Annotated in this window: 15 protein-coding genes and 1 pseudogene; 1 reads left to right on the top strand and 15 read right to left on the bottom strand. The window is 60.8% G+C overall.

Annotation, left to right across the window (positions count from 1 at the left end; all coding sequences use genetic code 11):
* Positions 1 to 203: 203 nt before the first annotated feature.
* The 13 genes from AB7M23_RS19615 to glaH form a co-directional block, all read right to left on the bottom strand.
* Positions 204 to 1145: an electron transfer flavoprotein subunit alpha/FixB family protein gene (locus AB7M23_RS19615; protein WP_454241771.1), complete on the bottom strand. Its 942-nt coding sequence runs from the start codon at positions 1143 to 1145 to the stop codon at positions 204 to 206.
* Entirely contained in the window at positions 1145 to 1894 is a 750-nt protein-coding gene (locus tag AB7M23_RS19610; protein WP_454241770.1) for an electron transfer flavoprotein subunit beta/FixA family protein, read from the bottom strand. The genes AB7M23_RS19615 and AB7M23_RS19610 overlap by 1 nt, the downstream gene beginning before the upstream one ends.
* 267 nt (positions 1895 to 2161) lie before the next feature.
* Positions 2162 to 3127 (bottom strand): AraC-like ligand-binding domain-containing protein, encoded by a 966-nt coding sequence (locus AB7M23_RS19605; protein WP_065762027.1) that lies wholly within the window; start codon positions 3125 to 3127, stop codon positions 2162 to 2164.
* Between the two features lie 95 nt (positions 3128 to 3222).
* Positions 3223 to 5313: a caprolactamase subunit alpha gene (gene capA / locus AB7M23_RS19600; protein WP_454241769.1), complete on the bottom strand. Its 2091-nt coding sequence runs from the start codon at positions 5311 to 5313 to the stop codon at positions 3223 to 3225.
* Between the two features lie 34 nt (positions 5314 to 5347).
* Positions 5348 to 7093, bottom strand: a complete 1746-nt coding sequence (gene capB, locus AB7M23_RS19595; RefSeq protein WP_454241768.1) for a caprolactamase subunit beta — start codon at positions 7091 to 7093, stop codon at positions 5348 to 5350.
* 146 nt (positions 7094 to 7239) lie between these two features.
* Positions 7240 to 8418 carry a hypothetical protein gene (locus tag AB7M23_RS19590; protein ID WP_454241767.1) on the bottom strand — a complete coding sequence of 393 codons (1179 nt, stop codon included), beginning with the start codon at positions 8416 to 8418 and terminating at the stop codon, positions 7240 to 7242.
* Between the two features lie 121 nt (positions 8419 to 8539).
* On the bottom strand, positions 8540 to 9901 hold the full coding sequence (locus tag AB7M23_RS19585) for a purine-cytosine permease family protein (RefSeq protein WP_454241766.1): 1362 nt from the start codon (positions 9899 to 9901) through the stop codon (positions 8540 to 8542).
* Between the two features lie 1806 nt (positions 9902 to 11707).
* Positions 11708 to 13084 (bottom strand): aspartate aminotransferase family protein, encoded by a 1377-nt coding sequence (locus AB7M23_RS19580; RefSeq protein WP_330523926.1) that lies wholly within the window; start codon positions 13082 to 13084, stop codon positions 11708 to 11710.
* 34 nt (positions 13085 to 13118) lie between these two features.
* A complete protein-coding gene (gene gabP, locus AB7M23_RS19575) occupies positions 13119 to 14531 on the bottom strand; it encodes a GABA permease (protein WP_102051487.1) in 1413 nt (470 codons plus the stop codon).
* 115 nt (positions 14532 to 14646) lie between these two features.
* On the bottom strand, positions 14647 to 15927 hold the full coding sequence (gabT, locus tag AB7M23_RS19570) for a 4-aminobutyrate--2-oxoglutarate transaminase (RefSeq protein WP_065761892.1): 1281 nt from the start codon (positions 15925 to 15927) through the stop codon (positions 14647 to 14649).
* A gap of 56 nt (positions 15928 to 15983) precedes the next feature.
* A complete protein-coding gene (gene gabD, locus AB7M23_RS19565; RefSeq protein WP_099775119.1) occupies positions 15984 to 17432 on the bottom strand; it encodes an NADP-dependent succinate-semialdehyde dehydrogenase in 1449 nt (482 codons plus the stop codon).
* Between the two features lie 13 nt (positions 17433 to 17445).
* Entirely contained in the window at positions 17446 to 18714 is a 1269-nt protein-coding gene (gene lhgO / locus AB7M23_RS19560) for an L-2-hydroxyglutarate oxidase (protein WP_454241765.1), read from the bottom strand.
* Between the two features lie 93 nt (positions 18715 to 18807).
* The gene (gene glaH, locus AB7M23_RS19555; protein WP_102051488.1) at positions 18808 to 19785 is read right to left on the bottom strand and encodes a glutarate dioxygenase GlaH; all 978 of its coding nucleotides are present in this window, start codon (positions 19783 to 19785) and stop codon (positions 18808 to 18810) included.
* 190 nt (positions 19786 to 19975) lie between these two features.
* Here glaH and csiR point away from each other — a divergent pair, with 190 nt between their 5' ends.
* On the top strand, positions 19976 to 20692 hold the full coding sequence (gene csiR, locus AB7M23_RS19550; protein WP_245704411.1) for a DNA-binding transcriptional regulator CsiR: 717 nt from the start codon (positions 19976 to 19978) through the stop codon (positions 20690 to 20692).
* A 49-nt stretch (positions 20693 to 20741) separates the two neighbouring features.
* On the opposite strand, the gene AB7M23_RS19545 is transcribed toward csiR, so the two are convergent.
* Both AB7M23_RS19545 and AB7M23_RS19540 read right to left on the bottom strand, forming a co-directional pair.
* A complete protein-coding gene (locus tag AB7M23_RS19545) occupies positions 20742 to 21506 on the bottom strand; it encodes a methyl-accepting chemotaxis protein (RefSeq protein ID WP_371917173.1) in 765 nt (254 codons plus the stop codon).
* 93 nt (positions 21507 to 21599) lie between these two features.
* Positions 21600 to 22580, bottom strand: a pseudogene (locus AB7M23_RS19540) (cache domain-containing protein); the annotation flags it as partial.
* Between the last annotated feature and the right edge of the window lie 93 nt (positions 22581 to 22673).

Below are 22673 nucleotides of genomic sequence, written 5' to 3'. Positions count from 1 at the left end.
GCACAGTCCCTGGGCCTGCAAGACGTCCCCGGCCTGCGTTGGGGTGACGCCAAGCTTCCAGGGCTGGCCGAACGTGCGCTAACGCCAACGTTCGCACGGCATCTGGCTGATGCAAACAGCACGGGCAGGGCCCGGCGCTGTTCGGCTCGGAGTCAAGTTTCTCCGAGCCTTTTTTCGTCTGTAAACAGCGTTTGTGCGTGAACCTACAGCAGGTTTTCCAGTTCCGGGACGGCCTCGAACAAATCCGCCACCAGGCCATAGTCGGCCACCTGGAAGATCGGCGCTTCCTCATCCTTGTTGATCGCAACGATCACCTTGGAATCTTTCATACCCGCCAGGTGCTGGATGGCACCGGAGATACCGACAGCGATATACAGCTGCGGCGCAACGATCTTGCCGGTCTGGCCGACTTGCATGTCGTTGGGTACGAAACCGGCGTCGACGGCGGCACGGGAAGCACCGACCGCAGCGCCCAGCTTGTCGGCCAGCGCATACAGGTGCTTGAAGTTGTCACCGTTCTGCATGCCACGGCCGCCGGAAACGACGATCTTGGCAGCGGTCAGCTCGGGACGATCGGACTTGGCCAGCTCTTCACCGACAAACGCCGACTTGCCCGCGTCGTGGGTAGCGGCAACCGCTTCCACAGCCGCCGAACCGCCTTCTGCAGCAACGGCGTCAAAGCCGGTAGCACGCACGGTGATGACCTTGACCGCAGCGCTCGACTGCACGGTGGCAATGGCGTTGCCCGCGTAGATCGGACGCTTGAAGGTGTCGGCCGACTCAACCGAGATGATCTCGGAGATCTGGTCAACATCCAGCAGTGCGGCAACCCGCGGCAGGATGTTCTTGCCGTTGGAGGTCGCAGGTGCCAGCACGTGACTGTAGGCCTTGCCCTGCTCCTGGATGAGCTGCGTAACCAGCGGCGCAACGTTCTCTGGCAACTGGTGCGCGTAGGCAGCGTTGTCGGCAACCAGCACCTTGCTGACGCCAGCGATGTTCGCAGCGGCCTGCGCTACGGCGCCAACGCCTTGGCCAGCAACCAGTACGTGAATATCACCACCGATTTTCGCAGCAGCGGCAACAGTGTTCAGGGTAGCCGGGGCAACGGCACCGTTTTCGTGTTCAGCGATAACCAGGATAGCCATCAGATCACCTTCGCTTCAGTTTTCAGTTTCTCGACCAGTTCAGCCACCGATTTGACCTTGATGCCGGCGCTTCGGTTAGCTGGAGCGTCGACGCGCAGGATCTGTTGGGTAGAGACAGTGGATACGCCCAGGGCGCTCGGGGTGACGGTTTCCAGCGGCTTCTTCTTGGCCTTCATGATGTTCGGCAAGGACGCGTAGCGCGGCTCGTTCAGACGCAGGTCGGTGGTGACGATAGCGGGCAGGCTCAGTGCAACGGTCTGCAGGCCGCCATCGACTTCACGGGTCACGTTGAGCTTGTCGCCTGTCACGTCAACCTTGGAGGCGAAGGTGCCCTGGGCGAAACCGCTCAGCGCTGCCAGCATCTGGCCGGTCTGGTTGTTGTCGCTGTCGATGGCTTGTTTGCCAAGGATCACCAGCTGTGGCTGCTCCTTGTCGACAACCGCCTTGAGCAGTTTGGCCACGGCCAGGGAATTGAGCGCTTCATCGGCTTCGACCAGGATCGCACGGTCGGCGCCCAGCGCCAGCGCGGTGCGCAGTTGCTCCTGAGCCGTGCTCGGGCCGATGGTAACGACGACGATCTCGGTCGCCACGCCTTTTTCCTTCAGGCGTACGGCCTCTTCCACAGCGATCTCGCAGAAGGGGTTCAGGGCCATTTTCACGTTAGTCAGGTCGACGCCGGAGTTGTCCGCCTTGACGCGAACCTTGACGTTGTAATCGACCACTCGTTTGACGCTTACCAGCACTTTCATAGCGCTCTCCAAAGGTGGTGCATCGTGATAGCGGGCAGTGACGGCAGCAGTGGGCCGCCCCGCGTGGATCGCGAATCAGATCGCGGTGGGTGGTGCCGACAGAGTGCGTCGGGCAGGCGTTCGTTAGTGTGTTTCAGGGCCGCAGCCGTACTGCCGTGGCGCCGTTTACGATACCGACGCCCCTGCGGTGTCCGAATCGTCCGTTCGGATCAGGTCAGGCCTTGTTTTCTGGCGCAATGCCGCCGCCAGCAGGCGGCGTGGCCTTTTTCAGTGAGGGTGCCCGCTGGCGGCGGCGCGTACTTCCTTGGCGGTGCAACCGAAGCGTTGGCGGAAGCTGCGGGCAAATTGAGCCTGATCACTGAAGCCCCAGCGCATTGCCAGTTCGCCGATGGACAAGTGGCAGTAAGGGTCATGCAGGTCTCTGTGCACCGCTTCAAGACGCCGTAGGCGGATCCACTCGCTGAGGCTGTAGGGGGTGGCCGTGAACAGTTTGTGCAGATAACGCACCGACAGCTTGCAGGCGTCAGCGATCATTTGCGGGGCGAGATCCGGGTTGCCCAACTGTTGCTCGACGTAGTGTTCAATACGCTGCAAATGCAGGGCAGCCAGGCTTGAACTTTCGCTGTTGAGTACCCGCTGGTCATCGCGTAGCGCCATCAGCAAGGTTGAGAGCGCTTGCTCCAGCAGCATATGGCGGGCGGTATCGTCGCATTCATCGAAGCGTGCCGCGCACATTGCCAGTTGGTCGACGAAGATTCTCCCCAGCCCGCGCTTGGCATCGAAGCACAGGCGGGTATAGCGCTCGGCGCCGCGCAGTTGGCCATGCAGGGCGCGTTCGGGAAGCTTGAACACCCACAGGTCGTTGTCGCTGGCGTAGTGAAAGCGGTAGGGCGCATCACCGCGCTCAAAGATAAACCCGCCAGGCTGGCAGTGCAGTACGCGGCCATCCTGCTCGAAGTGCACCTCGCTGCGGCGCGGTACCGTGACCAGGTAGCACGCCTCGCGGTCTTCGCTGACCTGGGCCTTGCTGCGCGAGTAGCCCATTTGGGTGGAGCGCAGCCGTGACAGGGTCAACGCGGTGCTTTGGGTTTCCCACACTTGCAGGTTGCCACTGAAACGTGCGCCGGGATCGAAATTCAGTGACAGCGGGAAATAGGTACTGCCGATCGCCGCGGCCCAACGTGCCTGGCGTTCGTTGTCGGGCCAATAGCGGCTGCTGAGTGTGATTGCCATGGCCGATCCTCGTGTCTTTTTTATTGTGAGGACGGTGCCGGGGAGTAAGCCCCGGCACCGTTGCTTTGCCATAATTTGCCAATGCTTAGCTAAGGTCAATCACTGGGCGTCAGCCGGTAGGTAGCCGAAGGCGCCAGTGTGGCTTGCCAGCCCGGTGGCACGACGATGTTGGTCGTCGCTTCCTCGATCACGCAGGGGCCTTGAACCGTGTGCCCGGCCTGCAGTCGATCACCGTTGTACACGGGGGTTTCCTGCCAGGCGTCTTGCGCGTCGAAGAGCATGGCCCGGTGAGCGATCGGGCTGGCCGGATCGAGGTTGGCCTGCACGGGCAGTTCCGGCATGGGTGGGCGCTGCAGGCGGGCGATCACCGAGCACTCCAGGTTGACCAGCTCTGCCGGGCTGTCCGGCTCGCTGTAGGAGAAGAGTGCCTTGTGTCGCTCATGGAACGCCGTGCGCAAGGCTTGAAGGCGCTCATGATCCAGCTGATCGCAGTCCAGTTCGACACTGCACTCGTGAACCTGGCCCAGGTAGCGGATTTCCAGGTTGTACAGGCATTCGACCGCATTGCCCGCACTGAAGCCATCATCGCGCAGGTTGTTCAGGCCGCGCTCGCGCAGGGTGCGCAGGGTTTGGTTGAGCAGTGGCAGGTCGACCAGGTCGTCGTCCAGGCGCATGGGCAGGGTGCTCAACTGATCGTAACGGATGTCCGAGAGGATCTGCCCGAACGCGCACAGGCCGGAGGCGACTTTAGGGATCAGTACCACCTTGCTGCCGATTTCCTCGGCCAGGCGCATGACGTGCATGCCCGCTGCGCCACCGGCGCCGATCAGGGCAAAGTCACGGGGGTCGTAGCCGCGTTCGACCGATACCCGGCGGATGCCGCTGACCATGTTCAGGTTGACCAGGGTAATGATACCGATGGCCGCACGCTCGACGCTGATGCCCAGCGGTTCAGCGATCTTGTGGCGAATGGCATCAATCGCCGCTTGCCGGTTCAGGCGAATGCTGCCGCCCAGCAGCGCACCGTCGGCCAGGTAGCCGAGTGCCAGGTTGGCGTCGGTGACGGTGGGTTCGACGCCACCTTTGCCATAACAGACCGGGCCAGGGTTGGCACCGGCACTGCGCGGGCCAACCTGCAACATGCCAAAGTCATCCAGGTAGGCAATCGAGCCGCCGCCAGCGCCCAGCGTTTCGACCTGGATCATCGGTACGCCAATACGGTAACGCAGGAAGTCGGTGTCTTTGCTGAAGTTGGTTCGCCCGGACTTGCTCAGCGTGATATCGAACGAGGTGCCGCCCATGTCCACGGTGATCACGTTGTCGATGCCGAACGGCGCCGCCACGCACAGCCCGGCTTGTGGGGCGGACGCCGGGCCTGAGTTGATCGCATTGACCGCGCGCTCGCGCATCACGACACCCGGCGCCAGGCCGCCATTGGACTGGAAGTAGCGGGTGGGTTGTTGCGCACCGAGCTCTTCGAACAGCGCATCGATCCGTTCGATGTAACGGCCCATGACCGGGCTCAGGTAAGCGTTGACCACGGTGGTCGAGGTACGGGTGTATTCGCGAATCTGTGGGAACACCTCGTTGCCGGTGCACACGAACACGCCGGGCAGGGCGTCACGGACCATGGCTGCAGCGCGTTGTTCATGGCTGGGGTTGCGCACCGACCAGACGAACGAGATGGCCACGGCCTTGACGTCCTGTTCGCGGAAGTAGTCGATGGCTTCCCGGATGGCGTTTTCGTCAAGCGGGCTGTACTCGCTGCCGTCGCTGAGGATGCGGCCACCGACAGGGCGGCGCAGATGACGCGGTACCAGCATGTGCGCCGGCGGGTAGCTGGCATCGTAGCGGTGGCCATCTTCCTTGTGGCCCAGGCGGATTTCCAGGCTGTCTTCATGGCCCTCGGTGCACAGCAGGCCGACCTTGACGCCGGTTTTCTCGATCAGGGCATTGAGGGCCACTGTGGTGCCGTTGATGCACAGGTCGCAGTCGGCAATGATCTGCGCCGGTGTGCGGCCGATGGCGTCAGCGATTTGCGCCAGGCCATTGCGGATGGCGAGGGTGCCGTCCTGTGGCGTCGAAGGCGCTTTGAACAACTGAACGTTGCCACTGCGGTCAGCGAGGATGAAGTCGGTGAAGGTGCCGCCGGCGTCGATGCCCAGGCGATATTGCTGCTTAGTCATGGTAAAAGTCTCTGCATTGCTCAAGGGGCATCAATCAGTGTGCGGCGCGGATGGCGTGTGTCGCGGCTTCGTCGAGGTTGCCGTTGCTGTCGAGCACCACGCCGTATTCCAGGCGGGCGCCTTCAGGCGACACCAGGCCGTTCAGCACGTCGTTCAATACCGTGGCGACAGGCCGGCGCATCGGGTTGCCGTAGCCACCACCCCCTGGATTGACGTTGATGACCCGCTCGCCCGGTTGGGCAGTCAGCAGTGCGTTGTAGGTAAAGTGGGCTTCCTCACCGTCGACTTGGCGGTGGATCAGGCGGCCAAGCTTGGGTTCGAGCAGGACGTTGGTCGCACCCGCAGCGCCCGCCGTTGGCAGTTGCCGACCTTCACCAAACCCCACCACGGTCATGGCATGGTTCAGTGGCTCGATCTCGATGCGTGTGCCCGAGCCGCCTCTGAATTCCCCGGCGCCACCGCTGTCGGTCATCAGGCTGTAGCGGTGGATCAACACCGGGTAGGAATACTCCAGCAGCTCGATATCACCGGACATCAGCGCACCGAAGCAGCACAGCGGGCCGCAGGCCGGCCAGCCATCCATTTCCTTGTTCGCACCTGCGCCGGAAATGATCGAGGCCAGCACCATGGTCACGTATTCGCCGTTGCCGTTACGCGGATCGTGACCGGCAATGTTGATGCCGCTGGCGTGGCCCCAGGAGGCGGTGACCCGCTCCGGTGCGGCTTGCTCAAGCGCCTGGCGCACGGCGTCGGCGAGGGTTTCCATGGGCGTGGTGGTGCTGTTGACGTGCGGTGCCGGTTCCTGCGCGTTGCACAGGGTGCCTGGTGGCCCGAGGTCGACGCTGACGCAGCGGTAGAGCCCTTCGTTGTAAGGCGGTGGCACCTGGGCAAACATCATCAGCCCCAGGTACACCCCGGAGACCGAGTTGCCGGCATAGGAGTTGATGAAGTAGGGCACCTGTGGCGGGCTTTCGATCAACACGTGGGCTTCGTCACCGCGAATCTCCACCTGAGCGGTGATCGACAGTTGGCCCAGGCCATGGCCTGAGTCTTCAAGCACCGCCGTACCGCTGTAGATACCGTCAGGAACGTCTCGCAGCAAGGCACGCATATGGCGGTCAGCCATGTCTTTCAACTCGGCGATGCAGGCGCGAACCTGCTCCACGCCATAGCGGTCAAGCAGCTCGATCAAGTGCCGCTCGCCGACACTGCAAGCACCGTATTGAGCATTCAGATCACCTTCCTGGTAAGCCCGGGCGCGCATGTTGGTCAGCAACAGGTTGATGACGTCTTCGCGGCGCTGGCCTCTGGACCACAGCTTCACTGGCGGAATACGCAGGCCTTCGGCGTAGATTTCCTTGGCGTCCGGGTTGTAACCGGCCGGTACCGGGCCACCGATGTCGGTCAGGTGGCCTTTGCAGACCGTCCAGAACACCAGTTCCCCTTTGTAAAAGACCGGCTTGTACATGCAGCAGTCGAGAATATGACTGCCATTGTAGGCAGGGTCGTTGTGATAGATCACGTCGCCTTCAAGGATGTCATCGCCAAAGAAGCCGGCAACGCACTTCATCGCGGGGATCAGCGACCCCAGGTGTATGGGGATGTCCTGGCCTTGCAGGATCATTTCCGGCAGGTGGTCGAAGAGGGCGTTGGAATAGTCGTGTGCCAGGTTGAAAACACTCGAACGGCCGGTTTTTTCCAGCGTCAGGGTCATTTCCCGCTGCGCGGTTTCGAGTGCGCCTCGCACGACGGCCAGGGTGATCGGATCTACTGTACTCATGGGTCACCAAGAATCTTGTTGTTATCTGGGTGGGGCAGGACGGATGCCTGACCCACGACACAAAGCTACGCGTACCTCGAGGCGGCAGGCTTGTCGCCGCGTGCACTGTTTTTTGATACTGAGGGCACTGGTACTGCCGGGCGGGGTCAGAAGTAGTACCCGATGTTGGTGTAAAGCTGGTTCTCCCATTGATTGCTGCCACCCGCGCCCAGGCTCTGGGTGAAGCTGCTGCCACCGATGTACGGGTCGTTCTTGCCGTGCAGCCACTCCACGGCTATCCAGAGGTCCTTGAGTGAGAACGACGTGCCGAGAATGAAACGCTGGGAGTCATGGAATGCGCTGTCGCGCTTGTCGAAGAGGCTGTAGTTGCCGTACAGCTTGATGCCTGACAACCAACCGTATTTCCCGGCGATGTCATAGCTGAGGTCGGTCACATACAGGTCACCCTTGGCCGCAACGTTGAATGTCGCGTCATAGCTGCCGAACGTGACGTACTTGTCGTTACCGGGATTTCTCGGCGTCATGTCCTGGCGTGTGGCCTGCAGTTGAACGCCCCAAGGGCCGTTCTTGCCCATGTAATGCACGGCCACGGCGTTACGTCGACCGCTGTCATGGGTGTCGCGGTTCTCCAGTTCCGAAGTAAGCGCCGATGCACCGACCTCCGACTGCCAGTTGCCGAGCTTCAGGTTACGGGCCAGGCGTCCGACGACAATATTGCGCTCCTGGTTGCTGCTGCCGTCCTCCACATAGGTGTCGGCCTTGGCGACGCTGGTCGAATAGGTACGTCCACCGCGGCTGGTGCCCTGGCCCTGATCAATCGGGCGCAGGTAATAACCGGCCTGCAGGTTCCAGTCCGGGGTGTTCTGGATGTACTTGATGCCCAGGTCCTGAATGTCCTCCAACCCGATCACATTGCCCAGCGATTCAAAGAAGGGGCTGCCGAAGTAGGGCTGCAAGCCAAACGGAATGTGGTTCAGGCCGACCTGTACCTGTTGCGAATCGTTGAATTTGTAGCCTAGCCAGGCGTACTCGGGAAAAGAGATGTCGCCGATGCTGTCTGTGTAGGAAAAGGGGTAGGCATCTCCGTAGAAGCGGTATTTCGCGGCGCCTATCCAACTGCTGGAGGTGTAGGTGGCGGTCAGGAAAAACGTATCGAAGCTGATTTTTTCCAGGTCTTGATCCGGGTCGTAGTCAACACGCGCACGGATGGCGCCGCCAATATCCAGGTTTTCGTTGATGGCCACGGCAAACGCGGGAGCGCCGTACAGGGTCAGTAGTTGTGCAAAAACTGCAGCCGTCACCGTGCGATAGTTCACTGAACGCATGTGTATGTCCTTGGGTCTTATTGTTGTTTCAGGCGCGTAAAAAAGCCGAACCGCAGTCATCCCGCGGCTCGGGGAGGTAAAGCGCTTTCAGGTGCTGAAAAGGGGTGGTGTGAAGTGGTTGTCAGGAACAGTGCGGTCGAACGAACCAGCTGCGTTTGGCACTGTTGAGCAACAGCCAATAGGCAGCAAAGGCACTGATGAACGTCACCGGGGCAGAAAAAGTGGCGAGCGTGGCGCTGCCCGAGTTGAGCAGGAGAATCCCTAGCCCGGCGGCGAAGAACCAGGCGCCAAGACCGCAAGGGTTTATCGCGCTGACACGTTCCAGTTCATACTCGATCTTGCCGTCGAACAGTTGGTGGTACTTGGGCGAGAAAATATGCGCCAGTGCAATCGCCACCCAGGCCACGACAAAGATGCTCTGGTAAGCCAACGCCTGCAGGATGTAGTCGAACACGTTCAAGCGCATCAGTGCGTAAACCAATGCGCCCACCGCGACTGCCCACGCGATGTAAGGCACCCTGGCCAAGCCCAGGCGGCCAAAGAAGGCTTGCATGTTGGTCGCCGCCAGGAAGAAGTTTGCCGAGTTGATGCGTGTTTGGCTTACCCAGACGAAAATCAGGCCCCACACCCCCATCAGCTCGACGATCGCCTTCACGACCGAAACTTCTGTCAGCCCTCCTGGCGTGGGAATCGTCCCGGCAATGAAGATTCCCACCAGGCCGTTGATGAGAAAGGTAAAGGTGTAGAACGGCAGGCCGAAGTTGAATCGGCTGTGGAAGGACACGTCCTGTTTACGGCCGAACCGGGCATAGTCCCAGGTGTACATCATCAGGATCCACACGCCCATGAAGTAGCTGAAACACTGCCACCAGCCGTTTTCCACCGGGCCGCTTGCCGGCCCCATGTGCAACCACGCCGAGCTGTAGCCGTATTCGGCGATGGTCATGATCACCAACGCAACCAGGCCCACCAGGTAAAAAGGCAACAGCACCCCGTTGAGCTTGTCCATCCAGTTTTGCACGCTGCCGAAGATCAACGGCACGCTGTACAGCACAACCAACAGGTAGGCCTGATTCAACGACATTGACGACACGTAGTCATGAATGGCGATGGCAATGACCGAACCTTCAAAGACGCTGTAGTAGGTGGCCGTGGCGAAGAAGATCAGTGTGGCAAGGGTTGCACCGGTTCGCCCGAACAGCACCCGGGAGAAAAGCGCTACCGAAAGCCCGGTTTTCATTGCATAGCGGGAGATGACGGTGTTGATAGCGGCATAGGCGATGACCGACAGCACCAGGCCGATAATGGCCTGTTGAGTGCCGAAGGTCATGGCCAGCGTGGCCGAGACCACTAGCCAGAACATCGCGCTGCAGATGCCCCACCAGGCCATCGTTAGCGATAGTTTACTGAGGCGATGCGTGTCCGGAACGGCGAAGGCGGTGCAGTCGGTACTGTCGACCTGTTTGGGGATGGGTGTGGCCATGGCTCTTCTCTTTATTGTTGTATGAAGAGTCGCGATTATAAAAAGGCTCATCCGCTCAATAATTGTGCTTGGCTGCACTGTCTTTTGCAGGTCAGCGCATTGAGACCCTGTGGAGCATTGGCTTGCCAACGATGCAAACGCCGCGCACTCACTGACACCGCGCCGAGGTCATCGCAGGCAAGCCAGCTCCAACAGGCCCCGCGCCAGCTGTAGGAGCCGGGCTTGCCCGCGATGCAGACGCCGCGCACTCACTGACACCCCACCGACGCCATCGCAGGCAAGCCAGCTCCAACAGAGCTCGCGTAACCTGTAGGAGCCGGTCTTGCCCGCGATGCAGACGCCGCGGACGTGCTGACACCCCACCGACGCTATCGCAGGCAAGCCAGCTCCAACAAAGCCCGCGCAGCCTGTAGGAGCCGGGCTTGCCCGCGATGCAAACGGCGCGAACCCACTAACACCCCACCGACGCCATCGCAGGCAAGCCAGCTCCAACAGAGCCCGCGCAAGCTGTAGGAGCCGGGCTTGCCCGCGATGCAGACGCCGCGCACTCACTGACACCCCACCGACGCCATCGCAGGCAAGCCAGCTCCAACAGAGCCCGCGCCAGCTGTAGGAGCCGGGCTTGCCCGCGATGCAGGCGCCGCGAACTCACGGATACCCCACCGACGCCATCGCAGGCAAGCCAGCTCCAATAGAGCCCGCGTAACCTGTAGGAGCCGGGCTTGCCCGCGATGCAGGCACCGCGCACTCACTGACACCCCACCGACGCCATCGCAGGCAAGCCAGCTCCAACAGAGCCCGCGTAACCTGTAGGAGCCGGGCTTGCCCGCGATGCAGGCACCGCGCACTCACTGACACCCCACCGACGCCATCGCAGGCAAGCCAGCTCCAACAGAGCCCGCGTAACCTGTAGGAGCCGGGCTTGCCCGCGATGCGGGCGCCGCGAACTCACGGATACCCCACCGACGCCATCGCAGGCAAGCCAGCTCCAATAGAGCCCGCGTAACCTGTAGGAGCCGGGCTCGCCCGCGATGCAGGCACCGCGCACTCACTGACACCCCACCGACGCCATCGCAGGCCAGCCAGCTCCAACAGAGCCCGCGTAACCTGTAGGAGCCGGGCTCGCCCGCGATGCAGACGCCGCGAACTCACGGTCACCCCACCGAGGCCATCGCAGGCAAGCCAGCTCCAACAGAGCCCGCGCCAGCTGTAGGAGCCGGGCTTGCCCGCGATACAAACGCCGCGAACTCGCTGACACCCCACCGACGCCATCGCAGGCCAGCCAGCTCCAACAGAGCCCGCGTAACCTGTAGGAGCCGGGCTTGCCCGCGATGCAGACGCCGCGCACTCACTGACACCGCGCCGAGGTCATCGCAGGCAAGCCAGCTCCAACAGGCCCCGCGCCAGCTGTAGGAGCCGGGCTTGCCCGCGATGCAGGCACCGCGCACTCACTGACACCCCACCGACGCCATCGCAGGCCAGCCAGCTCCAACAGAGCCCGCGTAACCTGTAGGAGCCGGGCTCGCCCGCGATGCAGACGCCGCGGACGTGCTGACACCGCGCTGAAGCCATCGCAGGCAAGCCAGCTCCAACAGAGCCCACGCAGCCTGTAGGAGCCGGGCTTGCCCGCGATGCAGGCGCCGCGGACGTGCTGACACCGCGCTGAAGTCATCGCGGGCAAGTCCCGCTCCTACAGGAAATGCAGTGTTCTGTGGGGATCGCTGTGGGATTCAGCCTGGAAAAACAAACCCCCGCTAAAAAGCGGGGGTTTGTCGTTCACATGCCTTCCTGGCGTATGACGGTGACTTAGCGGCTGGCGTTGAACCAGTGCTCCGTCTCGTCAAGCGAACGGGCAAAGCGCTCGACGATCAGGCGGATCTCCGCTTCGCTGGAAATCAATGGCGGGCAGAAGGCAATCGCATCACCCATGTTACGGGTAATCATGCCGTGCGCCTGGGCGCGACCGGCCAGGAAGCGTCCCAGTTTGCCGGTGACCTCGAACGGGGTCTTGAGCTCGCGGTCGGCAACCAGTTCGACCGCCGCAATCAGGCCACGGCCACGGATTTCGCCCACCCGTGGGTGGTCGGCGAATTGGTTCAGACCCTCATGAAGAATCGCGCCCATGGCCGCAGCATGCTCGACCAGGTTCTGTTCTTCGATGATCTTCACGTTTTCCAGCGCAACCGCCGCCGCAACCGGATGGCCACTGGCGGTGAAACCATGGCCAAGGGTGCCCAGCGAATGGCTTTGGTCAGCAATGCCCTGGTACAGCGCATCGTTGATCAGGATCGCCGAGATCGGCTGGTAGGACGAAGACAGCTGTTTGGACAACACCATCACGTCTGGTTTGATACCGAAGGTCTGGCTGCCGAACAGGTTGCCGGTACGGCCGAACCCGCAGATCACTTCGTCGGCGACGACCAGTACGTCATATTTGCGGCAGACCGCCTGGATTTTTTCCCAGTAGGTGCGTGGCGGCACAATGACGCCACCGGCCCCCATCAAGGGCTCGCCATAGAAGGCGGCGACGGTTTCCGGACCTTCACGCAGGATCAGGCTTTCCAGCTCGGCGGCGAGACGGTCGGCAAACTGTTCTTCGGTTTCGCCTGGCAGCGCATGGCGGTAATGATGTGGTGCGCCGACGTGGAAGAAGCCCGGCAACGGCACGTCAAAGCCGCGCTGGTTGGCCGGTAAGCCGGTCAGGCTGGCGCTGACGATGGTGATGCCGTGGTAGCCGTTGAGGCGGCTGATGAATTTCTTCTTGGCCGGCTTGCCAATGGCGTTGTTGCGGTACCAGATCAGCTTGACCACGGTATCGTTGGCTTCGGAGCCCGAGTTGGTGAAGAACACCTTGCTCATCGGGACCGGCGCCATTTCGATCAGCTTGTCCGCCAGCTCGATGCTGGGGGCATGGGCCTTGTGGCTGAACAGGTGGTAGAACGGCAGCGTGCGCAATTGCTGCTCGGCGGCCTTGATCAGGCGTTCGTTATTGAACCCCAGGGCAGCGCTCCACAGGCCGGACATGGCCTCAATGTATTGCTTACCCTGGTCGTCATACACATAGATGCCTTCGCCGCGCTCAATGATCAGCGGGCCAAGCTCTTCGTGCATGCGGGCATCGGTGTAGGGGTGCAGTTGATGCTGGACATCTTTTTCAGCCAACGACAGTGTTTGCTTGCTCATTCGTCAACACTCATCAAATAGGTAAATGGACCTGTCAGCGCCCCAGCGCGACAGGGATGCCACTTTGTGCGGTAGCCAAGGCCTTGGCTTTGGCATGGCGACGGCTGACCAACAAGCCCGAACAGACCACCAACAGGCTCAATACGCCAGTGGAGATGACTTCAAGCTGATGATCGGGACGGAACAGCATCACGATGAGCACGGCGCTGATGAACAGGATCACGCCCCAGGTCAGCCACGGGAAAAGCCACATGCGGTAGTTGAGCGTCTTGCCTTCGGCGATCAGCTTCTTGCGCATACGCAGTTGCGAGATGGCGATGACCAGATAGACCAGCAGGGCAATGGTGCCGGAGCTTGCCATCAGGAAGCCGAATACCTTGGAGGGCACCAGGTAGTTGGCGATGACCGTCAGGAACGCCGCGCCGGTAGACAGCAACACGGCATAGATCGGTGTGCCGATGCTGTTGGTGTAACGGGCGCAGGCCGGTGCTTCACCACGTTTGCTGAGGGAGAAGAGCATGCGCGAGGCGGTGTACAGCGAGGAGTTCAGGCAACTGGTCACCGAGGTCAGTACGACCACGTCGATCAGCAGCTTGGCGTGCGGAACACCCAGGATTTCCAGTACGGTTACGTAGGAGCCTTGGGAGGCCAGGCGCGGATCGTTCCAGGGTACCAGGGCTACGACGATGAAAATCGACAGGATGTAGAACAGCGTAATCCGCCAGATCACCGAATTGGTGGCCCGGGAGATCTGCTTCTCGGCCGCGTCGGATTCGGCGGCCGCAATGGTCACCACCTCGGCGCCAAGGAACGAGAACATGGTGATCAGCATGGCACTGATGACTGCGCCGAAGCCGTTAGGCATGAAGCCGCCATTGTCCCACAGGCGCGAAACGCCGCTGACCGGGGCATCGGGCAGCAGCCCGAAAATGGCGCAGGCGCCCAGTGCGATGAAACCGACGATGGCGAGTACCTTGACCAATGCGAGCCAGAACTCGAATTCGCCATAGTTCTTCACGCTGGCCAGGTTGGTCGCGGTCAGCACCAGGGTGATGATCAGGGACAGTACCCAGATATCCCACTCGGGCACCCAGGTGTTGATGATGGTGGCGGCGATGTTGGCTTCGATCGGAATGATCAGTACCCAGAACCACCAGTACAACCAGCCGATGCTGAACCCCGCCCATTTGCCGATGGCGCGGTCTGCATAGGTGGAAAACGAACCGGTATCCGGCGACGCAACGGCCATTTCGGCGAGCATGCGCATCACCAGCATGACCAGAATGCCGGCAAAGACATAGGCCAGAACAGCCCCTGGGCCGGCTTCGGCAATCGCACGTCCGGAGCCGACGAACAGCCCGGCGCCAATCACCCCGGCAATCGAGAGCATGGTGACATGACGGGATTTAAGCCCGTGACTCAAGTTGTTTTTATGTTTGTTGTTCATGGTCTTACCTTTTTAACGCGATGTCGTTGCCCGCGTGAACGCAGGGCGGCCGCTGCACGCGTAGTGCGGCCACCCTGCTGTTTCGTGTTCACGTGGGCAACGACAAGTGGAGGTCTTACGCCAGTTCGTTGAAGCACTCACCGATGATCGTCAGACCGCGAGCAAGGTCCTCGTCGCTGACGGTCAGAGGTACGAGGATGCGCAGGACGTTGTAGTAAGTACCGCACGACAGCAGGATCAGACCTTTCTCGCGAGCGAGGGCAACAATCTTGCCGGTCAGTTCAGCGGCCGGCTTGTGTACGTCGCCACCTTCGCACAGCTCCACGGCAACCATGGCGCCGAGGGTCCGCACTTCAAGAATGCTGGAATGCTGCTCAGCGATCTTGCGCAGGCCGGTGCCGAGGATTTCGCCCACGGCCTTGGCACGATCCAGCAAGTGCTCTTGCTCGAAGGCTTCGATGACGGCCAGGGCCGCAGCACAGGACACAGGGCTGCCGGCATAGGTGCCGCCCAGGCCACCCGGGGCAACGGCGTCCATGATTTCGGCCTTGCCCGCCACGCCCGCCAGTGGGAAACCACCGGCGATGGATTTGGCGAAGGTGGTCAGATCGGCGGCGACGCCCATCTGTTCCATGGCGAAGAAGGTACCGGTACGACCGGCGCCGGTTTGTACTTCGTCAGCGATCAGGACGATCCCGTGCTCGTCGCACAGGGCGCGCAGGCGCTGCATGAAAGCTTTTGGCGCGACGTTGAAACCGCCTTCACCCTGTACCGGCTCCAGAATGATCGCGGCGATATCGCTCGGCTGGGCATCGTTCTTGAAGATGCGCTCGATGCTGGCGATGGCCTCGTCGGTAGAGATACCGTGCAGTTCATTCGGGTACTGGGCGCGGAAGATGCCGCCTGGCATCAGGCCCATGCCAGCAGAGTAGGGCACTACCTTGCCGGTCAGCGACAGGGTGTAGTGGGTACGGCCATGGTAGGCGCCGGTGAAGGCGATGACACCGGTACGGCCGGTGGCAGCACGGGCGATCTTGATGGCGTTTTCGACGGCTTCAGCACCGGTGGTGACCAGCAGGGTCTTCTTCGCGAAGTTGCCTGGTACCAGCGTGTTGAGTTTCTCGCACAGTTCGACGTAAGGCTTGTAGGCGAACACGTGGAAGCAGGTGTGGGTCAGTTTGGCTTGTTGTGCTTGCACGGCAGCCATGACTTTTGGGTGCAGGTGGCCGGTGTTCAGCACGGCAATGCCGCCTGCGAAGTCGAGGTACTCACGGCCTTCGACATCCCAGACAGTAGCGTTTTCTGCGCGCTCGGCGAAGATCTGGTGGATCTGCCCGACGCCACGTGGGATGGCGTCCAGACGACGTTGCTGCAGCGATTGGTTGGTGTCGCTCATTATTACCTCATAAACCGCAACGGGTTGCGGTCTTGTCCGATGTAGAAAGGAAAGGTTCAGATACCGATGCAGAGGTACTTGATTTCCAGGTAGTCCTCGATGCCGTACTTGGAACCTTCACGGCCCAACCCCGAAGCCTTGATGCCGCCGAACGGGGCCACTTCGTTGGAGATGATGCCGGTGTTGATTCCGACGATGCCGTATTCCAGGGCTTCGCCGACACGGAACACCCGGCTCAGGTCACGGGCATAGAAGTAGGACGCCAGGCCGAACTCGGTGTCGTTGGCCATGGCAATGACTTCGGCCTCGTCCTTGAAGCGGAACAGCGGTGCCAGTGGGCCGAAGGTCTCTTCCTTGGCTACCGCGGCGTTACGCGGTACGTCGACCAGAATCGTCGGCTCGAAGAAGGTGCCACCCAGTGCATGCGGCTTGCCGCCTGCAACGACGCGAGCGCCTTTGCTAACGGCGTCGTCGATGTGCTCCTGGACTTTGGCCAGGGCCTTGGCGTCGATCAGCGGGCCGGTGGTGATGCCATTTTCCAGACCGTTGCCGATGTTGAGCTTGGCGACGGCTGCGGTGAGTTTTTCGACGAAGGCATCGTAGACACCGTCCTGAATGTACAGGCGGTTGGCGCAGACGCAGGTCTGGCCGTTGTTGCGGTATTTGGAAATCAGCGCACCGTCGACAGCCGCGTCCAGGTCGGCATCGTCAAACACGATGAAGGGCGCGTTACCACCCAGCTCCAGGGAGACTTTCTTGATGTCCTTGGCGCATTCGACCATCAGCTGGCGACCGATTTCGGTCGAGCCGGTGAAGGTCACCTTGCGCACGATCGGGTTGCCGGTCAGCTCGCCACCGACTTCACCCGCGCTGCCAGTGACAACGCTGAACACGCCTTTTGGAATGCCGGCGCGCTCGGCCAGTTCAGCCAGTGCCAGTGCCGAGTAGGGGGTCTGGGAGGCAGGCTTGAGCACCATGGTGCAACCGGCGGCCAGTGCCGGGCCGGCTTTGCGGGTGATCATTGCCGAAGGGAAGTTCCACGGGGTGATCGCTGCCGTTACACCAATAGGCTGCTTGAGCACCATCAGGCGCTTGTCGACCTGATGCCCAGGAATCATGTCGCCGTAGATGCGCTTGGCTTCTTCACCGAACCATTCCAGGAACGATGCAGCGTAGGCGATCTCGCCTTTCGACTCGGTCAGTGGCTTACCCTGTTCCAGGGTCATCAGACGGGCCAGGTCTTCCTGGTTGGCCATCATCAATTCAAACCATTTACGCAGCTTGACCGCACGTTCCTTGGCGGTCAGTGCACGCCAGGCCGGCAGCGCGCGGTCCGCGGCTTCGATGGCACGACGGGTTTCGGCCGCGCCCATCTTCGGCACGGTGCCGATCGTTTCGCCTGTGGCCGGGTTAGTGACCGTGATGGTCTGGCCGTTGTCGGCTTCTACCCAGGCGCCGTCGATGTAAGCGTGTTGGCGAAACAGTTTCAAATCGTTGAGTTGCACGTTGAGTTCCTCGTTACTTGGTCGCGGCGGATGCCGCTGCCACGGCAGGCCGGGCGGTATTGGCGGGCTTGACGAAGCTGGCGCCCTGACTGGAAAGCTGTTCGCGTACCTTGTCGACGATGTGGGCGCCGATAGGGATGGCCGAGGTCGCGGCAGGAGAAGGCGCGTTACACACGCTGATGCTGCGTTTGGTGTTCACGAACAGGAAGTCGTCGATCAACTTGCCATCCAGCGAAACGGCCTGCGCGCGCACACCGGCCGGGTAGGCGGTAAGGTCGCTCTTGACGATGCTTGGGCAGTACTTCTGCACTTCTTTCAGGTAGCCACCCTTGAACATCGAGTTCTTCATCTCGATCAGGCCCGGGCGCAGGTTCTTCATCAGTACCTTGAGGATGCCCGGGGTCGTCAGGGTTTCGAACAGGTCGGGAATCGAAATGTCGGTCTTGCGATAGCCTTCGCGCTTCATCGCCAGCACCGCGTTCGGCCCGACAGTGACGGTGCCATCGATCATCCGGGTCAGGTGTACGCCGAGGAACGGCATGGACGGGTCCGGGATCGGGTAGATCAGGTGGTTGACGATCTGGTTGTGCTGCTTGGGCAGCAGGTAGTACTCGCCACGGAACGGGCAGATGATGAAGTTCGGCTTGACCCCCAGCATGCGCACCACGCGGTCGGCCATCAGGCCCGAGCAGGTGATCAGGAAGCGTCCGTGGTACTCGTGGCCGTCGGTGCGCACCAGCACTTCATCCGCACGTTCGTCGATGCCGTTCACTTCACTGTTGTAGCGGATTTCGCCACCGGCCGCTTCGAACTCGCGCCCCATGGCGGCGGTCACTTGTGCGTAGTTCACGATGCCGCTGGACGGCACGAAGATGCCACCCATGCCGACAATGTTCGGCTCGCGTTCGTGCAGTTCTTCAGCGCTCAGCCACTCGCGTTTCAAGCCATTGGCTTCGGTGCGGTCCCACAGCGCACTCATGCGCTGCATTTCCAACTCGTTGGTTGCCACCAGCAGCTTGCCGCACTCGTCATAGCGGATGCCGTGCTTGTCGCAGAACGCCTTGGTGGCCTTGTTGCCTTCCAGGCAGAAGCGCGCCTTCAGGCTGCCGGGGGTGTAATAGACGCCGGCATGAATCACGCCACTGTTATGGCCGGTCTGGTGTTTGGCCGGGCCGGATTCTTTTTCCAGCAAAAGGATTTTTGCGTCGGGGTAAACCTGGATCAGTTGCATGGCCGTGGACATACCCACGATGCCGCCACCGATGATAATGAAGTCGTACATAGCCATTAGCCTGCACCCACCTGAATTAGGTTTATTGGAGAGACGACGAAGGCCACCCGGTGGTGGCCTCGTCGCTTCAGCGTGTTGCGCGCATTATTGGCCGCGCTTGTACAGGGTCTTCTGATAGCTGATGTAGCCGCGCTGACGCATCAGTTCACGACGCAGTTCCGGGTGCGGGGTGAAACGATCACGACCGTGCAGCCAGAACATGTTGTTGATCAGTACGAAGCTGCCAACCGGTACCGGTACCGAAAGCTTCTTCTGGCTACCTTCGATCGACTCGGACATGGCGTTCAGCCAGATGCCTTCCTCGAAGTCCTGCGGCTGCACGAACTGGTCGATGTAGCGCATGGTTGGACGGCCCTGGTCGTCATTGTCAAACACCGGGTGGAAGACATCTTCACGCACGTTCTTGCTCGGTGGTGCGGTGAAACGCATCTCACGGCGCGCCAGTGGGTGAGAGAAGTAGTGGTCGATGTCTTCCCAGTCGTCCAGGTGCAGCAGCAGGGTGTTGCCACCGACCATGTTCTGCTCGTCGATCTTCATCATCAGCACGTAGTCGGTGTGCTCTTTGACGAAGGTGCCGTCGTTGTGCAGTTCCATTACACGGTGAGGCTGACGCAGGTAGCTGTCGGAGTTGTCGGTGTTGACTACCACGAAGCGGGCGTAGAACTGACCGCTCATGGCATCGAAGTTCGAGCGACCGATCAGGTGCGCGATGGCCGAGGAGAACTTGACCATGTCGTCGGCCTGGGTCACGTCACACAGGCCCTGCGGGGTGACCAGCATGCCGCCGGTAGCGCGGTCCAGGATGGTGTTCAGCAGTACCGGACGCAGTGTGCCTTCACACAGTTCGTCGAGGATCTGGCCGACGCGGAAACGCAGGAACGACTTGTACTCCAGCGCCTGTACCGGCCATTGGGCTACGGCGCTGACGAAGGCGTCGACGACTTCCTTGCTGAAGGTCAGTTCCAGCAGGCGCGGAGACTGCTTGGACGGGCTGACGGTAAAGCCCTTGGTCTCTACCGGAAGCGGCATAACGGGGTCTTGAATGTGAGTGAAGGCGTTCATGGAGGCTCCTGGCAGAGGTAGTAAAAGGCGTCTTCCAGCAATGATCTGGATCAGGCAGGAGTAAAATATCGCTACAAATTAAAAATGTCTACATTTTTCAATTTGAGCGACAGATAATCTTTTTGTCTAATGTTTTTCCGCTGCAAGCGGTTTGGGTATGATTGATTTTTTTGAGTTCAGGAGCAGTACCTTGGAAAGCCTCGCCCCCAGGCATAACTCTGCATTCAGTGGGTACGAGCGGCTTAAGCACGACATCATTCGCGGCGTTTTCAAGCCGGGTGAAAAGCTGCTCATGAGCGGGCTCAAGGAGCGCTATGACCTGGGCGTCGGCCCGCTACGCGAGGCGCTGTCGCAGCTCGTGGCAGAGCATCTGGTGGTGGTTATCAGCCAGAAGGGCTATCGGGTTGCGTCCATGTCGCTGCAAGAGCTTCAGGATATCTATGATGCTCGCGCGAACCTTGAAGCCATGATCGTGGGCCTCGCCATCGAGCGCGGTGATGATGCGTGGGAAGCGCAGGTCGTGGCCCAGTCCCATACCTTGTCCAAAGTGATGGATGTACAAACCCGCGAAAAAGTCCTCGATGTCTGGGATATGCGGCACAAGGCTTTTCATAGCGCCATCGCCGCAGGCTGCGGTTCCAAGCACTTGTTGCAGGTGCGCACCTACCTGTTCGATCAGGCCGAGCGCTACCGCCATCTGTGGTTGACCCAGACGGTGTTCTCGGAGGAAGCGTTGGAGATCAAGCGCAAGGAGCATGCCGCGCTGGTTGAAGCGATCCTGGCGCGGGACACGGAGCGCGCGACTACCATGATGCGTAACCACCTGATGTCGCCGGTGCCGATCATTCTTGAGGTCATGCAGCGTGAAGGGTTGGGGAAGGCGGTATCGCTTGTCCCGGCTTCCTGACACGCTCGGGCAGTGATGCAGGGGCGCACGGGCGCCCCTGTCGATCAGATCAGATGCGGAAGCTGTCCACCAGGCTCTTCAGGCGTTCTGCCTGTTCGTCTAGCGCCTTGCAGGCTTGCAACGTTGCATTGAGGTTGGAGATGCCTTGTTGGTTGAGGCTGTTGATCTCGATGATGTCGACGTTGAGTGACTCGATGACCGAGGTCTGCTCCTCTGTTGCCGCCGCGACGGACTGGTTCATCCCGTCGATTTCCACGATGCGGCCGGTTACGCCATTCAGGTGTTCGCCCGCCTGATTGGCAATCGTCACGCTTTCCTCGCTGTGTTGCTGGCTTTCCGTCATGGTTGCCACGGCTTCGCGTGCGCCGACCTGCAACTCTTGAATCATCGTCTGGATTTCCTGTGCGGACTCCTGGGTACGATGTGCCAGGCTGCGTACTTCGTCCGCCACCACGGCAAAGCCACGTCCTGCCTCACCCGCCCGAGCCGCTTCGATGGCCGCGTTCAGGGCCAGCAAATTGGTCTGTTCGGAAATGCCCTTGATCACCTCGAGGATTCGACCGATGTCGACGGTACGGTTGTTCAGGGTCTCGATATTGAGGCACGACGCACTGATCTTCGAGGACAGCTCGCTCATGGCCTGGAGGGTTCGGGCCACGACCTGGCCTCCGTCCTCGGCTTGCAGGCTGGCGCCTGACGCCTGGCGTGACGCATCTGCCGCGTTGCGCGCAATCTCCTGGGCTGCGGCGCCCAGTTCGTTGATCGCCGCGGCGACACTGTTGGTGCGTTGGCTTTGCTCGTCAGAACTGCTCATCGACGACTCTGACGATCGGATCACTTGCTTGACGACGTTGTTGACCTGAGCCGTGGTAGACGCCACCTCGCGGATAGACCCATGGATGCGCTCAACGAAGCGGTTGAAGGCGATGGCCAGTTGGCCGAACTCATCGCGCGATTGCACATCGATTCGCCGGGTCAGGTCGCCTTCGCCTTGGGCGATGTTTTCCATTGCGCGAGAAAGGTTGTTCAGGGGTTTCATGAGCACCTGGATCAGCATCCCCAGCAGGGCGATGATCACCACGACCGCCACAATGCTGGCGATCAGTGCGCTGGCACGAAACTCTCGTTGTTGGCTGTAAGCCATGTCTTTGTCGATTGACAGGCCAATGTACCAGTCGACTGAGGGCAGGCCCTTGATGGGCGTGAAGCTGACGATGCGGGGTTTGCCATTCTCTTCAGCTTCGGCGAAGCGCTGGTCGATACCCGGGGTATGGTTCGGGTACAGATCCTTCAGCGATTTCATGACCAGTTTGCGGTCCTGGTGGACCAGAATCGTACCGTCCCTGCTGACCAGGAAGGCATAGCCGGTGCCATTGAAGTCGAGGGCATTGATCATGTCCGTCATGGTCTTCAGGCTGAGGTCTACACCGGTGATACCGGCCAGGCGCCCGTCGTGCCGCACAGGTGCGGTGATCGACATCACCAGCTCATTGCTCACCAGGTCCATGTAGGGGTTGGTCAGTATGGCCTGGCCTGCAGTCTCGGCCTCTTTGTACCAAGGGCGGACCCGTGGGTCATAGTCTTTGCCCAGGTCCGTCGGCTTGTTGGCCAGGAAGCGGCCATCTGCCTGGGTTCCGATGTAGGCCAGTTCGAATGCCTGACGGATGGCTTTCAATGACATGGCTGCCATGATTGAGTCATCACTCAGGTCGCGCTCGATGTTTTGCTGCATCGACTCAAGCAGGGCGACGCGTCCGGAGAGCCAGCTCTGGATGTTCTGTGCGGTGAGTGTTCCGTTGTTCTGCAGGTCACCCCGCAGTTCGTTCTCGATGTAGGCGCCTTGGCGAACATCGTTGTAAACCGAGAACAGCGAGAGAATGGCGATCACCACCAATGAGGCAGCGATCAGGATCTTGTGGCTGAATTTCAGGTTTTGCAGCACGGCGTTTAGTCTCCGACTAAGACCCTGGTGGTGTGAAAT

It is taken from the genome of Pseudomonas sp. HLS-6 TE3448 (genome assembly GCF_053629555.1).
Note: the sequence above shows the minus strand (reverse complement) of the source record. Positions and strands in the feature narration are given on the sequence as shown.

Coding starts and splice junctions, on each gene's coding strand:
- AB7M23_RS19615 (WP_454241771.1), bottom strand. CDS start 1,145: ATGGCTATCCTGGTTATCGCTGAACACGAAAACGGTGCCGTTGCCCCG.
- AB7M23_RS19610 (WP_454241770.1), bottom strand. CDS start 1,894: ATGAAAGTGCTGGTAAGCGTCAAACGAGTGGTCGATTACAACGTCAAG.
- AB7M23_RS19605 (WP_065762027.1), bottom strand. CDS start 3,127: ATGGCAATCACACTCAGCAGCCGCTATTGGCCCGACAACGAACGCCAG.
- capA (WP_454241769.1), bottom strand. CDS start 5,313: ATGACTAAGCAGCAATATCGCCTGGGCATCGACGCCGGCGGCACCTTC.
- capB (WP_454241768.1), bottom strand. CDS start 7,093: ATGAGTACAGTAGATCCGATCACCCTGGCCGTCGTGCGAGGCGCACTC.
- AB7M23_RS19590 (WP_454241767.1), bottom strand. CDS start 8,418: ATGCGTTCAGTGAACTATCGCACGGTGACGGCTGCAGTTTTTGCACAA.
- AB7M23_RS19585 (WP_454241766.1), bottom strand. CDS start 9,901: ATGGCCACACCCATCCCCAAACAGGTCGACAGTACCGACTGCACCGCC.
- AB7M23_RS19580 (WP_330523926.1), bottom strand. CDS start 13,084: ATGAGCAAGCAAACACTGTCGTTGGCTGAAAAAGATGTCCAGCATCAA.
- gabP (WP_102051487.1), bottom strand. CDS start 14,531: ATGAACAACAAACATAAAAACAACTTGAGTCACGGGCTTAAATCCCGT.
- gabT (WP_065761892.1), bottom strand. CDS start 15,927: ATGAGCGACACCAACCAATCGCTGCAGCAACGTCGTCTGGACGCCATC.
- lhgO (WP_454241765.1), bottom strand. CDS start 18,714: ATGTACGACTTCATTATCATCGGTGGCGGCATCGTGGGTATGTCCACG.
- glaH (WP_102051488.1), bottom strand. CDS start 19,785: ATGAACGCCTTCACTCACATTCAAGACCCCGTTATGCCGCTTCCGGTA.
- AB7M23_RS19545 (WP_371917173.1), bottom strand. CDS start 21,506: ATGAGCAGTTCTGACGAGCAAAGCCAACGCACCAACAGTGTCGCCGCG.